Source organism: Maledivibacter sp. (assembly GCA_025210375.1).
Taxonomy (GTDB): Bacteria; Bacillota; Clostridia; order Peptostreptococcales; family Caminicellaceae; genus JAOASB01.
Genome location: JAOASB010000019.1, coordinates 1 through 13119, shown reverse-complemented (window position 1 = coordinate 13119; position 13119 = coordinate 1). Strand labels below are relative to the sequence as shown.

Here is a 13119-nt window from a genome sequence, read left to right as displayed (position 1 = left end):
ATCGAACTTCATGACCTGATGTCAATATTCAAACTATTCTAAATATATAAAATAGAATTGGCATGATTATTGCAATAAATATTATAGAAATATATATTAATTTATAGGAGGTATAATATGGAAGGTGCATCGGGAAAAAAGAAAAGCTTCATGGAAAGATTAAAGACTATGGGACCAGCAGCAATTGTAACGGCAGCATTTATAGGCCCTGGAACAGTTACGACTGCTTCATTAGCAGGAGCTAGTTATGGTTATGCATTACTATGGGCTATGGTATTCTCGGTATTTGCTACAATCATACTACAGGAAATGTCAGCTAGATTAGGCATAGTTACTAGGATGGGACTTGGAGAGGCTCTAAGGGAGCAGTTTGAAAATCCCATGATAAAATATGTAAGCATTTTTCTAGTTATTTCGGCTATTGGTATTGGTTGTGCAGCCTATGAAACAGGAAATATCTTGGGAGGAGCATTGGGCTTAGAAGCAATTACAGGAGTATCCATGAATGTATGGGGACCAATTATGGGTATTGGAGCATTTATTCTATTATTTACAGGTAGTTATAAATTAATTGAAAAAGTGCTTGTTGGATTAGTTGTACTTATGAGCTTAGTATTTATTACTACAGCAATTGTAGTTGGACCAGACTGGGGTCAGATTCTATCCGGTATGTTTATTCCTTCTGTACCAAAGGGATCGGTATTTATTGTTATGGCACTTATAGGAACTACAGTGGTACCTTATAATTTATTTCTTCATTCATCAGCAGTACAGGAAAGATGGAAGGATGCCTCAGGACTTGGGGAATCAAGGTCAGATATTTTTCTTTCTATAATTCTTGGTGGACTAATAACAGTAGCGATTATTATTACAGCTTCAGCCGCATTTTTCGGAAAAGGGGTTGGAATAAAGAGTGCAGGGGATATGGCAAAGCAGCTTGAACCTTTATTAGGACAATGGGCTAAGTATTTCTTCGCCTTTGGACTATTTTCAGCGGGGTTATCATCCTCTATAACTGCACCACTTGCAGCGGCCTATGCTACATCGGGAGCATTGGGTTGGAAAAAAGATTTCAAGGACAGTAAATTTAGAGCTGTTTGGATGCTGGTTCTGATTATAGGCATCGTTTTTTCTGCAATAGGATTAAAACCAATTTCAGCGATTATATTCGCACAAGCAGCAAATGGAGTGTTACTACCAATAGTTGCAATATTCCTATTATATGTAATGAACAACAAGAAAAGGCTTGGTAAATATGTAAATACTGGGATAACTAATGTATTAGGTGGAATTGTTGTACTTGTTGCTATTGGACTAGGACTTAGAGGTATTTTAAAGGTTTTAGGATTGATGTAGGATATTCAATATCATATATACCGGAGGCTAAAACCTCCGGTTATATGACTTTTATTCTAATAATACCCTTAAGAATTACCCTAAAACTCAGAACTCGGAACTTGGAACTTAGAACTACAAATGTGTTCAATATACATTGGTTATGTAAAGGAGGGAATAGATATGACTGATTTATCCTTTGAAAGTCCAGCTTTTGTAAGACAGCAAATAAGAGAAACAACACTTCAGGGGCCAACTTCAGGACTGTGTAGGGGCTATGCCCAAGGGAATTTAGTTGTTTTACCTAAGAACTTAGCCTATGATTTTCTATTATTTGCCCATAGAAACCCAAGACCATGTCCAGTTTTAGGGGTCACAGATATAGGGCAAAAGGAATTTGAAATTATTGCTAAGGGGTCTGATATAACCACGGATATACCCAAGTATAGAATATATAAAAAGGGTGAATTGCAAGGAGAATACTTGGATATCAAAGATTATTGGAGGGAGGATTTCGTTTCTTTCATATTAGGATGTAGTTTTACCTTTGAATCAGCTTTAATTGATCAAGAAATTTCAGTAAGACATATTGAGGCAAAAAGTAATGTGCCTATGTTTATAACAAATATTCAATGTAGGTCTGCCGGCATTTTTTCTGGACCAATGGTGGTTAGTATGAGACCTATACATGTAAATAATATAGTGAAAACCGTTCAAATAACAACAAAATATCCTAGAGTTCATGGAGCGCCCATACATATAGGTAATCCAAAGCTTATAGGTATAAATGATATATTCAATCCTGATTTTGGTGACCCGGTTGAAATTAAGGAAAATGAAATACCCGTATTTTGGGCATGTGGTGTTACACCCCAGGCAGTTGCCATGGATGTAAAGCCTGAGATTATCATAACCCATGCACCAGGACATATGTTTATAACAGATGTTAAGAATCATGAACTAGGAGATTTATAGCATAGGAGATGATGATTGTTAATTGAGGAAATTTCATGTTTCTCCCCTGCTGTAATCCTATAAGGGTATAAAATATGTTACCGAAAAATTCATGTTAAAACTTGGAAGGTGATAATGTGTTCGCAGTAGACTTAAATTGTGATTTAGGAGAAAGCTTTGGGAATTATGTATTAGGTAAAGATGAATTGGTATTAGATTATGTGACCTCCGTTAATATAGCGTGTGGTTTTCATGCAGGAGATCCTGTAGTAATGGAAAAAACAGTAAAGAAAGCCATAGAAAAGGGAGTTGCAATTGGAGCCCATCCCGGATATCCAGATTTAATGGGATTTGGAAGAAGAAATATGAATATAAGCTTGGAAGAAGCAAGGGCATATATGATTTATCAAGTGGGAGCCCTAAAGAGCTTTGTGGAAAGCTATGGGGGTAGACTTCAGCACGTTAAACCCCATGGGGCCCTTTATAATACTGCAGCTAAGGACTATGAATTGGCAAAAGCTTTAGCTGAGGCCGTATATGATATAGATAAGAATTTAATTTTTATGGGATTGTCAGATTCACAAATGATAAAGGCGGCAAAGGATGTGGGGCTAAGGGTATCTAATGAGGTATTTGCTGATAGGGCGTATAATAATGATGGAACCCTAGTGTCAAGAAAGCTAGAAGGAGCCGTAATACGAGATACTAAGGTTTGTGTAAGCAGGGTACTGGATATGATGAAAAAGGGAAGTGTAAAGGCAATAGATGATACGGAAATAGAAATAAAGGCGGATAGTATATGTGTCCATGGTGACAATGAAATGGCTGTAGAGTTTACAAAAAATCTGAGGGAGAAGCTCATGGAAAATGAAGTATTTTTAAAGAACTTAAAGGATATCCTTTAGTATACTTTTAAATTAAGATACAGACTAAAAAACTTGGGGCTTACAATTTAAAACTTTGAAATGGCAAAGCGAGGCTAGTCGTTTTTGTTATATGAAAGGATTGCTTACAATGTATGAGAATATAAAATTTATTCCCTCTGGAGATAGTGGACTAATTCTAGAGGTTAGTAATCAAATATCAGATGACGTAAACGAAAAAATAAGAGCATTATGCTATTGTATAAAAAAAAGAAGGCTTAAAGAAATAATTGAACTTGTGCCTACCTATACAACAATTTTGATAGTTTATGATTGTATCAAGTCTTCATATGAGGAGTTAGTAGAAAAACTAGGGGATTTAGAAAAATCTATAAAGGACGTCAAGATTCCTCCCCCAGAAATAGTCCATATTCCAACGTTGTACGGTGGTGAATATGGGGTGGATCTAGAGAATGTGGCTAAACATAATAGATTGACCATTGATGAAGTAATCGACATTCATAGTTCTATAAACTACCTAGTATATATGATTGGGTTCACCCCTGGATTTCCCTATCTTGGAGGCATGTCTGAAAAAATAGCTACTCCAAGATTAGGGGTCCCAAGAGAAAAAATTTCTAGAGGATCAGTCGGAATTGCCGGTAATCAAACGGGTATATATCCCATTGATAGCCCAGGGGGATGGCAGATAATAGGACGAACTCCTTTGAACTTATTTGATTCTGAAAGAAGCCCATCTGTACTTTTAAAGGCTGGACAATATTTAAAGTTTGATTCTATAAATGAACAAGAGTATAAATCAATTCGGAAAGAAATTATGGGAAATAGGTATGATATTGAAAAAACCGTTCTAAAGGAGGTACAGTTAAATGGCTAGCTTAAAGGTAATTAATGCTGGGCCACTTACAACCATTCAAGATGCTGGAAGAATAGGCCATGGACAGTATGGAATACCCACAGCGGGGGCAATGGATATTCTTTCATTACAGCTTGCAAACATATTGGTTGGCAATGATAGATATGAGGCCGTCATTGAAAGTACCTTTATGGGGCCTGAAATAGAGTTTGATGATAATTTGATTATTTCAATAACTGGAGGAGATATATCTCCTACTATCAATGGAAAAGAAATTGGTATGTATAGTACTATTTATGTAAATAAAGGGGATGTCTTAAAATTTGGGGATTTAAAAAAGGGATGCAGGTCATATTTAGCTGTATCAGGTGGATTTGATTTACCCAAAATCATGGATAGCAAGTCCACATATCTTAGAGGAAAACTTGGAGGATTAGAAGGTAGAAAGCTTAAAATGGGAGATTTGCTGTCGGTTAATAGAGATAAAGGATATAAATATTTAGGAGTTAGAAGGATTACAAAGGATTTTATACCAACTTATAAAAATCAGTATATTGCTAGAGTTATTATGGGGCCAGAGGATTATAGATTTACTAAGGATGGAATTGAAGCATTCTTAAATAATGAATATACCCTGTCGAACCAATGTGACAGGATGGGATATAGATTAAATGGAGCAAAAATACAGCATGAAGAAGGGGCTGATATAATATCAGGAGGTATTACCCTAGGGGCAATACAGGTACCCGGACATGGTGAGCCTATAATTATGATGGCGGATAGGCAAACCACAGGTGGATATACAAAGATAGCCAATGTGATTTCAGCGGATATACCATACCTTGCTCAGCTAAAAGCAGGTGATAAGGTTAAATTCCAGAAAATCAACATAGATGGGGCTCAAGCGCTTGCAAAGGAGAGGGAAAAAAGATTATCTCAGATAATAAGCGAGTTTGAACAAATAAAAATAAATAATATAATAAAAACCAGGAGGAACTTTAATATAAGATTAAATGGTAAAGAATTTAATATAGGAGTTCAGGAATTAGAATGATTAAGAGGGAATTGTGATTCAAACAGATTTCAAGGGGTTATTTTAAAAATTATGGCTTGTCTATTTTGTGTATTAGTAAATAATATAAAAAATTTTCAAAAAAGTATTGACAATTCTTAATGTGGACAGTATACTTATAATCAATTAAAAAAGTGAATATTCATACTCTTATCCAGAGTGGCGGAGGGAACTGGCCCTATGATGTCCGGCAACCGGTACAAATATGTACAAAGGTGCCAAATCCAGCGGTAAAAAATACCGACAGATGAGAGCAAAAGGTGATTAAACCTTCTCTGATGACGGAGAAGGTTTTTTATATACAATAATAATTTAGGAAATTACATAATATATATGTTATAGCTTTGGAAATTTAAAACCTACAACTTAATTTAATAAATATTCTTATCCAGAGTGACGGAGGGAACTGGCCCTGTGAAGTCCGGCAACCAATACATAATGTATAAAGGTGCTAAATCCAGCGGTAATATACCGGCAGATGAGAGAGCTGAGTCTAAAGCCTTTTCTATTGTCGGAGAAGGTTTTTATTTGTATATGAAAGAAGGGGGCTGAAGGTTACTTAGGGGAAATTTAAGGATTATAAAAAATATTTAAAAAATAAACATCAAAAATCAAATTTAGAATCAAGGGGGAAATTGATGTGTCATTTAAGAAATCCTATGAAGAAATTAACGAAAAGATAAAAAAAGGTGAAGCGGTTGTGGTTACAGCAGAGGAAGTAATTGATATCGTAAAGGAAAAGGGGATAAAGGAAGCAAGCAAATATGTTGATGTTGTAACAACAGCCACCTTTGGTCCTATGTGTTCCACAGGAGCATTTCTCAATTTTGGTCATTCTGATCCACCGATAAGAATGTCTAAGGTGCATTTGAATGGAGTATCTGCTTATGCAGGACTTGCAGCGGTAGACGTATATATAGGAGCAACTGAAGAATCCGAGGAAAAGGGTCCAGAATATGGTGGCGCCCATGTAATATGTGACCTTATAGATGGAAAAAAAGTTCATCTAAGGGCAACTGCTAAGGGAACCGATTGTTATCCTTGTAAAGAAGTGGAGACATTTATAACAAAGGATTCTATAAATGAAGCCTATTTGTTTAATCCTAGAAACTGTTATCAAAACTATGATGCGGCAATAAATACTTCCAATAGAAGACTTTATACCTATATGGGAATACTTCAGCCAAACAAAGGAAATATTACCTATTCAACGTCGGGTCAGTTAAGTCCACTTTTCAACGATCCACTATACAAAACCATAGGTATAGGAACAAGAATTTTTTTGGCTGGAACCGTTGGATATGTATCATGGCAGGGGACACAATTTAATTCGGCATGTGAAAGAGATGAGAGGGGTATACCACTAGGTGGAGCTGGAACCTTGGCAGTAATAGGGGATTTGAAAAATATGAGTACAAAATACATCAGACCAGCTGTGTTTGAGAGATATGGTACATCTATGTTTGTGGGTATAGGAATACCAATACCAATACTTGATGAAGAAATAATGAAAAATGTTTCAATTGAGGATAAAGATATCTATACCAATATCATAGATTATAGTGTACAAAAAAGAAGTAAACCTAGCTTAAAAAGAGTGAGCTATAAGGAGCTTAGAAGCGGAAAGGTAAGCCTAGACGGGGAGGAAATAAAGACCGCGCCATTGTCGAGTTTAGAAAAGGCACGTAGTATAGCACAGGAGCTTAAGACATGGATACAAAAAGGTGATTTTTTTATACAAGAGCCCATTCAAGTTTTTCCACTTAATAATAGGTTGAAATCCCTTGAAATAGTAGAATCAGAGGAGGTTTAAGGAATGAAAAAGCTATTACTTTTATCCTTTCCATCGAATTTAACGGGTGAACCAATCACCTATACACTTATAAAGAACTATGATCTAAAGATAAATATTTTAAGAGCATCGATAGACTACAATATTAAGGGCTCGTTATTTTTAGAAGTGGAGGGACTAGAAGAAAAATTGAACTTAGGTATTGAGTATTTAAAAATTAAAGGTGTTAAGGTTAGCATAATAAATACGGCAATAAGAATAGATGGGGATTCCTGCGTCAATTGCGGAGCTTGTACGGCTATTTGTGAAGTAGGGGCATTGACTATGGACAAGGACTGGAAGATTATCTTCCATAAAGACAGGTGCCTTGATTGTAAATTATGCATAAAAGCTTGTCCCGTAAGAGCTATAGCTAGTATAGTTTAAGGCATATGAAAAAAATAAACAATTCGGGCTGTAAAGTAATTTTGATTATTTTCTAGGCACTCAGTTACTGGCATACTCAATGTATGTAAGTAATTGAGTAACTACGAAAAAAATCAAAAGCAGGAGTGGTATGACTAGTTTATTTTTGAATCTGACTATATAGGAGATAGGAGAAATGTATGAAAAAAGATTTTATAGAGACTATGTAAAGGCCCATGAATTTATTAGCTTTACAGTAATAGATAGGGAATCGGATTTACATATATCTGCAAAAAACAATCTGAAAAATGAAGCGAAGGGATACCTTGAAAAGTATAGGAATGATATCAAAGCCTATGGAGATAAAAATATATTGTTTTATAAAAGCCTAGTTCCCATAGAAGTTTCAGATGAAGCAGATAAAGTGGTAAAACATATGGCAAAGGCAGCTAAATGTGCCAATGTTGGACCTATGGCTTCAGTAGCAGGGGCTATATCCCAATATGTGGGCTTGGATTTATTAAAGCATACCGATGAAATCATGATCGAAAATGGTGGAGATATCTTTATTAAAACCAATAAGGAAAGGAAGATATTGATATATGCTGGCAATTCTCCATTTTCACAAAAGCTTGCTTTATCGATATCCCCTGAAGATACTCCATTAGGTATTTGTACCTCAGCAGGAACAATAGGACACTCCCTTAGCTTTGGGAATGCCGATGCCGTTGTAGTCCTATCTAAGGATACCTTGTTAGCCGATGCTACAGCAACGGCCATAGGAAATATCATAAAAAAACCCAGTGATATAGAAAAAGGAATTCAATATGGAAAGGCCATTAAAGGGATTGAAGGGATTCTAATAATTATCAAGGACAAAATGGGTGCTTGGGGAAAGGTAGAGTTAGTTAGACCTTGAGAAAGTTTTTAAAAATTTATATTTATAACGGGAGGAATATGGATGTTAATTAAAGATAAATTGAAAAATAAAAAGCCACTTATTTCATTTGAAATATTTCCACCAAAGGAAAATTATCCTGTGGAAACCATCTACAATACAATAGATGCTTTAAATGACTTGAGACCGGATTTTATGAGCGTAACCTATGGAGCGGGAGGAAGTACAAAGGATACCACGGTAGAAATAGCATCTTTCATCAAAAATAAATATAATCTATCGTCCCTTGCACATCTCACCTGTCTAACATCTACAGAGGATGAGATAGATAATACTCTTAATGCTTTAAAACAAAATGGAGTTAGAAATATATTGGCACTTAGAGGGGATTACCCCCAAGGAATGGATTCAGTTTATGCAAGGAATAATCAGTATAAATATGCAAAGGATTTAATTTCCCATATTAAGAGATACGATGATTTTTGTGTGGGAGCAGCATGTTATCCTGAGAAGCATCTAGAATGCCAAAGCCTGGAGGAAGATTTGCTGCATTTAAAGGAAAAGGTAGATTGTGGTGTAGATTTTCTAATAACCCAATTATTTTTTAATAACGAAACATTTTATGATTTCAAGGATAAGACCGATAAATTAGGTATAAATGTACCTATTGTGGCAGGAATTTTACCAGTACTTAATAAAAAACAAGTGGAAAGAATTACTTCGTTAACGGGATGTATATTACCTAAGAAGTTTTTAAGAATATTACAAAAATATGAGCATAAGCCCGAGGCATTAAAGGAAGCTGGGATAGCCTATGCAATAGAGCAAATTATAGATCTTCTTTCATGGGGTATAGATGGAATCCATGTATATACAATGAACAGACCTAAAACAACTAGAAGAATATTAGAAAATATCAAGACCATAAGGGGAGTTCTCACCGATGAAGAAGCCTCTTGATTACAGCATGATCAATAAAAAACATATAGATTTAGTGATTCATAAGAATGAAATCCTACGATATCTAGGATACAGTTCAAAAAATGTAGATGAAGTTACCAATAGTATCATAGATACTTGTACCCACGAAATTTTAGATTTGATCAAGACAAATTTTGTATATAATATATATGAAATCAAGAGAGGATGCAATGACATCTCTTTGCAGAACTCAAATCTGAAATTGGTGGGAAATGATATATATAGACATTTACAAAACTGTGAAAAGTGTGTTGTTATGGCAGTGACCTTGGGCACTGAAGTAGACCGAAGAATTAAATATTATAGTAAGATTGATTTGACAAAAAGCTTAGTCTTTGATGCCACGGCAACTACAGCTGTAGAAGCACTATGTGATAGGGTTGAGGTTGTAATAAAAAGGATTGCATTAAATAATGGATATAATACTACTTCAAGATATAGTCCTGGATATGGGGATTTACCTATTGAAATACAGCCCAAGATTTTAAAACTCCTAGATACATCAAAGCATATTGGACTTACGGTAACTGATAGCTGTATATTGATTCCAAGAAAATCTGTGACTGCGGTGATAGGAATTGGTGAAGAAGTAAAAAGTCAATTGACGAGCTGTGAAAACTGTAGATTATATAATAACTGTTTATTTGTAAAGGAAGGGGATAGCTGTGGATATTCAAAAACTACTAAGCAGTAATTTTCTATTATTTGATGGGGCTATGGGAACTATGCTACAGCAAAAAGGGCTAAAGGGAGGTCAGCTACCGGAGGTCTATAATATCCAACATCCAGAAATTATATATGATATCCATAAAGAGTACTTAGAAGCGGGAGCAGATATAATAACTACTAATACCTTTGGGGCAAATAGGTTAAAGTTAAAGGACTCATCCTACTGTGTGGATGAAATAATTAAGGAAGCCGTCACCATAGCTAGAAGGGCATCAAAGGATAAATTAGTTGCCCTAGATATGGGACCCATAGGACATATGATGGAGCCTATAGGAACCTTAAGCTTTAATGACGCCTATGATATCTTTAAGGAACAAGTGATAGCCGGTGAAAATGCAGGGGCAGATATTGTCTTGATAGAAACAATTTCTGATTTATATGAAGCAAAGGCCGCTGTTTTGGCAGCTAAAGAAAACAGTAGTTTGCCTATCCTCTGCACTATGACCTTTCAGGAAAATAAGCGGACCCTTACTGGAACCGATCCAATAACTATGATTCAAGTTTTAGAAGGACTTGGAGTAGATGTATTGGGAGTGAATTGCTCTCTAGGGCCAAAACAGCTAAAGCCAATAATCCATGAAATTCTTGAAGTGGCTACTATACCCCTAATGGTGCAGCCAAATGCAGGGCTTCCTAGGATAAGGAATGGGGAAACGGTTTATGATTTAACTCCAGAGGAATTCGCCAAGGAGATAAATTACATGGCTAAAAAGGGCGTAGCTGTATTGGGTGGGTGCTGCGGCACAAATCCAGATTTCATAAAGGCTGTTAAAGAAAGTCTAAAGGGCTTGAAGCCTAGAAAATCAGAAAATAAGAAACTAAGTACTGCATGCTCTTCTACTAAGACAGTTATACTGGGAGAAAGTGTAAAAATTATTGGAGAGCGAATAAATCCATCGGGTAAGAAAAAGTTAAAGGAAGCTTTGAAAAATAATAATATCGATTATATAATATCTGAGGCCATTGTTCAAAAAGAAACTGGGGCCGATATACTTGACGTAAACTTAGGACTTCCAGAAATAGATGAAAATAGGATGATGAAAAGGGTAATTATGGAGCTTCAAGGTATAATGGATTTACCTCTTCAAATAGATAGCATGAGGGCAGATGTCATTGAAGAAGCAGTAAGAATTTATAATGGGAAGCCTATAATAAACTCAGTTAATGGTAAGGAATCAAGTATGAAAAAAATATTTCCCATAGTAAAAAAATATGGGACTTGTGTTATAGGCTTGACTTTAGATGAAGAAGGATTGCCCAAGACTGCGGAAAAAAGATTAGAAATAGCTGAAAAGATAATTAAGACTGCAAAAAAATATGGAATACCAGAGGAAAATATTTTGATAGACTGTCTTGTACTTACGGCTTCCGCGGCTCAGGGGGCTGTAATGGAGACCCTAAAGGCTATACCAATGATTAAATCAAAATACAATGTAAAAACTGCCCTTGGAGCCAGTAATGTATCCTTTGGACTTCCAAACAGAAGGGTTATGAATGCCACATACCTTGCATTAGCATTGGGGCATGGATTAGATGCACCTATTACTGATTCTACATCAGAAATACTTATGGATACCATAAGATCATTTAAGGTGCTTGCTAATCAGGATAAGGAATGCAAGGAGTATATAGATTTCTATAGTAAGGCTCCAAAAGAGGAAAAAAGAGGCAAAGTAAAAGTAGATAAAGACTTAAAACAAATAATAATAGATGGTATGAGGGATGAAGCCCATATCAAGACGAAGGAGTTTTTAAAGAGTAAGGAGCCAATGGAAATAGTGGATACCTATTTGATTCCTGCCCTAGATATTGTTGGAGAGAAGTATGAAAGGGGAGAAATATTTCTTCCTCAGCTTATAAGAAGTGCAGAAACTGTGAAAATTGCCTTTGAAGCTATAAAAGATAGATTAATATCGGAAGGAAAAAATAATATATCTAAGGGAAGAATAATACTTGCTACGGTTAAAGGAGATATACATGATATAGGTAAGAATATTGTTAAGATACTCCTTGAAAACTATGGATTTAATGTTATAGACCTGGGAAAGGATGTACCCATAGAAGATATAGTAAATACGGCTAAAGAGGAGGATATAAAGCTTGTTGGGCTTAGTGCCCTAATGACTACCACGGTTCAAAACATGGAGGAAACAATAAAGGAGATACAAAAAAACAAGCCTGAATGTTCTATTATGGTAGGAGGCGCAGTTCTAAATAAGGAATACGCTGAAATGATAGGAGCCCATTACTACGGTAAGGATGCTAGAGAGGCTGTGAATATAGCCAAGAAGTTTTTTGGAGTTTAAAATTAAAATTTATAAAAACAGGTCGGAAATTGACCTGTTTCTAGATTCGTATATCATCATATGAATTTTTTATTATTTTTGCTTTAGTATATCCATCATTTTCACTAATAATTTCCTAGTATATCTATCTATCTCTTGATCTTGAATGCTCCGAGGTGCTAGTGGATTGTCTATCCTATAAATTAATTTACTATAAAGATTCTTATATGAGTCAGTATCTGTTCCAAATATATTAACCCATCCTTCTTCACCGGGACTACGGAGGGTCCAATTTCCATCCGGTCCTATATATGCATTGGCTTCAGCCTGAGCTGCTAAAAGACTCCCTAGGGCAAGCATTTTTTGCTTTTCTGTCATATCCTTTGTAGCTTCCATCCAAGCGTTTTTAACTGAAGTCGGTGCATTTGGCGGTGGATAAACGAAGGTTCTAGCTTCTCCAACTTCAACAACCCCATCATTGTTTAAGTCTAATACATTTTCATGATCCACAGGATTTATAAATAGGTTTTCTGCACCTTCATCACTTATATTGTCAATTTTTATTTCGTAAGCAAGATGGTTTGATTTTTGAATTTCATATAATTCATTGGGAGATAAAGAGGATAGGAACGCCTTAGCTCCTTTTCCTGAATTTTTCTTTTTCTTTAAGAGATTCATGAAACCATCTAATTGCTTCTTATTTGATATTATCTTGGATGTAGTATGGTTTTCTACTCCTATATTCCTGACTTCCATAAAAATCCTCCTTCAGATAAAGGCTATCGAGCAAATTGCATAATTACCTTCTGCAAAAACTATCTGCCATATGTAGTCTAAAATTCTTCAAAGCCATACCATCAAATATGCTTATATCTTAAGCAATTAAATCAAGGATGATATTCGCATATTAGGTTTAGCCAAGTAAGAG

General features: G+C 35.5%; 12 protein-coding genes and 2 riboswitches. Of the genes, 11 read left to right on the top strand and 1 reads right to left on the bottom strand.

From position 1 onward, the window contains the following. Nucleotides 1-117 precede the first annotated feature (117 nt). The 11 genes from N4A68_06125 (at nucleotide 118) to N4A68_06075 (ending at nucleotide 12212) form a co-directional block, all read left to right on the top strand. A complete protein-coding gene (locus tag N4A68_06125; protein MCT4563882.1) occupies nucleotides 118-1356 on the top strand; it encodes an Nramp family divalent metal transporter in 1239 nt (412 codons plus the stop codon). Nucleotides 1357-1518: 162 nt separating this feature from the next. Further along, nucleotides 1519-2310, top strand: a complete 792-nt coding sequence (locus tag N4A68_06120) for a putative hydro-lyase (protein ID MCT4563881.1) — start codon at nucleotides 1519-1521, stop codon at nucleotides 2308-2310. A gap of 116 nt (nucleotides 2311-2426) precedes the next feature. Further along, nucleotides 2427-3194 carry a 5-oxoprolinase subunit PxpA gene (locus tag N4A68_06115; protein ID MCT4563880.1) on the top strand — a complete coding sequence of 256 codons (768 nt, stop codon included), beginning with the start codon at nucleotides 2427-2429 and terminating at the stop codon, nucleotides 3192-3194. A gap of 109 nt (nucleotides 3195-3303) precedes the next feature. Further along, complete coding sequence (gene pxpB / locus N4A68_06110; GenBank protein MCT4563879.1) at nucleotides 3304-4050, top strand: 5-oxoprolinase subunit PxpB; 747 nt, start codon at nucleotides 3304-3306, stop codon at nucleotides 4048-4050. After that, a complete protein-coding gene (locus N4A68_06105; protein ID MCT4563878.1) occupies nucleotides 4043-5083 on the top strand; it encodes a biotin-dependent carboxyltransferase family protein in 1041 nt (346 codons plus the stop codon). The genes pxpB and N4A68_06105 overlap by 8 nt, the downstream gene beginning before the upstream one ends. 165 nt (nucleotides 5084-5248) lie before the next feature. Continuing rightward, nucleotides 5249-5355, top strand: a riboswitch (SAM riboswitch). 127 nt (nucleotides 5356-5482) lie between these two features. Then, a riboswitch (SAM riboswitch) is annotated at nucleotides 5483-5586 on the top strand. 155 nt (nucleotides 5587-5741) lie between these two features. Beyond that, nucleotides 5742-6914 carry a homocysteine biosynthesis protein gene (locus tag N4A68_06100; protein ID MCT4563877.1) on the top strand — a complete coding sequence of 391 codons (1173 nt, stop codon included), beginning with the start codon at nucleotides 5742-5744 and terminating at the stop codon, nucleotides 6912-6914. A 3-nt stretch (nucleotides 6915-6917) separates the two neighbouring features. Then, nucleotides 6918-7319: a 4Fe-4S binding protein gene (locus tag N4A68_06095; GenBank protein ID MCT4563876.1), complete on the top strand. Its 402-nt coding sequence runs from the start codon at nucleotides 6918-6920 to the stop codon at nucleotides 7317-7319. Between the two features lie 175 nt (nucleotides 7320-7494). Further along, nucleotides 7495-8217: a UPF0280 family protein gene (locus N4A68_06090; GenBank protein ID MCT4563875.1), complete on the top strand. Its 723-nt coding sequence runs from the start codon at nucleotides 7495-7497 to the stop codon at nucleotides 8215-8217. Nucleotides 8218-8259: 42 nt separating this feature from the next. After that, complete coding sequence (gene metF / locus N4A68_06085; GenBank protein MCT4563874.1) at nucleotides 8260-9156, top strand: methylenetetrahydrofolate reductase [NAD(P)H]; 897 nt, start codon at nucleotides 8260-8262, stop codon at nucleotides 9154-9156. Further along, nucleotides 9140-9871, top strand: coding sequence for a methionine synthase (locus tag N4A68_06080; protein MCT4563873.1), 732 nt, complete (start codon nucleotides 9140-9142; stop codon nucleotides 9869-9871). Before metF ends, N4A68_06080 begins: the two co-directional genes overlap by 17 nt. Further along, a complete protein-coding gene (locus tag N4A68_06075; protein ID MCT4563872.1) occupies nucleotides 9843-12212 on the top strand; it encodes a homocysteine S-methyltransferase family protein in 2370 nt (789 codons plus the stop codon). Before N4A68_06080 ends, N4A68_06075 begins: the two co-directional genes overlap by 29 nt. A 72-nt stretch (nucleotides 12213-12284) precedes the next feature. Here N4A68_06075 and N4A68_06070 read toward each other — a convergent pair whose 3' ends face one another. Beyond that, nucleotides 12285-12947: a hypothetical protein gene (locus N4A68_06070; GenBank protein MCT4563871.1), complete on the bottom strand. Its 663-nt coding sequence runs from the start codon at nucleotides 12945-12947 to the stop codon at nucleotides 12285-12287. Nucleotides 12948-13119 lie beyond the last annotated feature (172 nt).

What these genes read in the sequence shown, in the direction of transcription:
- N4A68_06095 (MCT4563876.1), top strand. Translation starts at nt 6,918, where the DNA reads ATGAAAAAGCTATTACTTTTATCCTTTCCATCGAATTTAACGGGTGAA.
- N4A68_06125 (MCT4563882.1), top strand. Translation starts at nt 118, where the DNA reads ATGGAAGGTGCATCGGGAAAAAAGAAAAGCTTCATGGAAAGATTAAAG.
- N4A68_06070 (MCT4563871.1), bottom strand. Translation starts at nt 12,947, where the DNA reads ATGGAAGTCAGGAATATAGGAGTAGAAAACCATACTACATCCAAGATA.
- metF (MCT4563874.1), top strand. Translation starts at nt 8,260, where the DNA reads ATGTTAATTAAAGATAAATTGAAAAATAAAAAGCCACTTATTTCATTT.
- N4A68_06080 (MCT4563873.1), top strand. Translation starts at nt 9,140, where the DNA reads ATGAAGAAGCCTCTTGATTACAGCATGATCAATAAAAAACATATAGAT.
- N4A68_06120 (MCT4563881.1), top strand. Translation starts at nt 1,519, where the DNA reads ATGACTGATTTATCCTTTGAAAGTCCAGCTTTTGTAAGACAGCAAATA.
- pxpB (MCT4563879.1), top strand. Translation starts at nt 3,304, where the DNA reads ATGTATGAGAATATAAAATTTATTCCCTCTGGAGATAGTGGACTAATT.
- N4A68_06105 (MCT4563878.1), top strand. Translation starts at nt 4,043, where the DNA reads ATGGCTAGCTTAAAGGTAATTAATGCTGGGCCACTTACAACCATTCAA.
- N4A68_06090 (MCT4563875.1), top strand. Translation starts at nt 7,495, where the DNA reads ATGTATGAAAAAAGATTTTATAGAGACTATGTAAAGGCCCATGAATTT.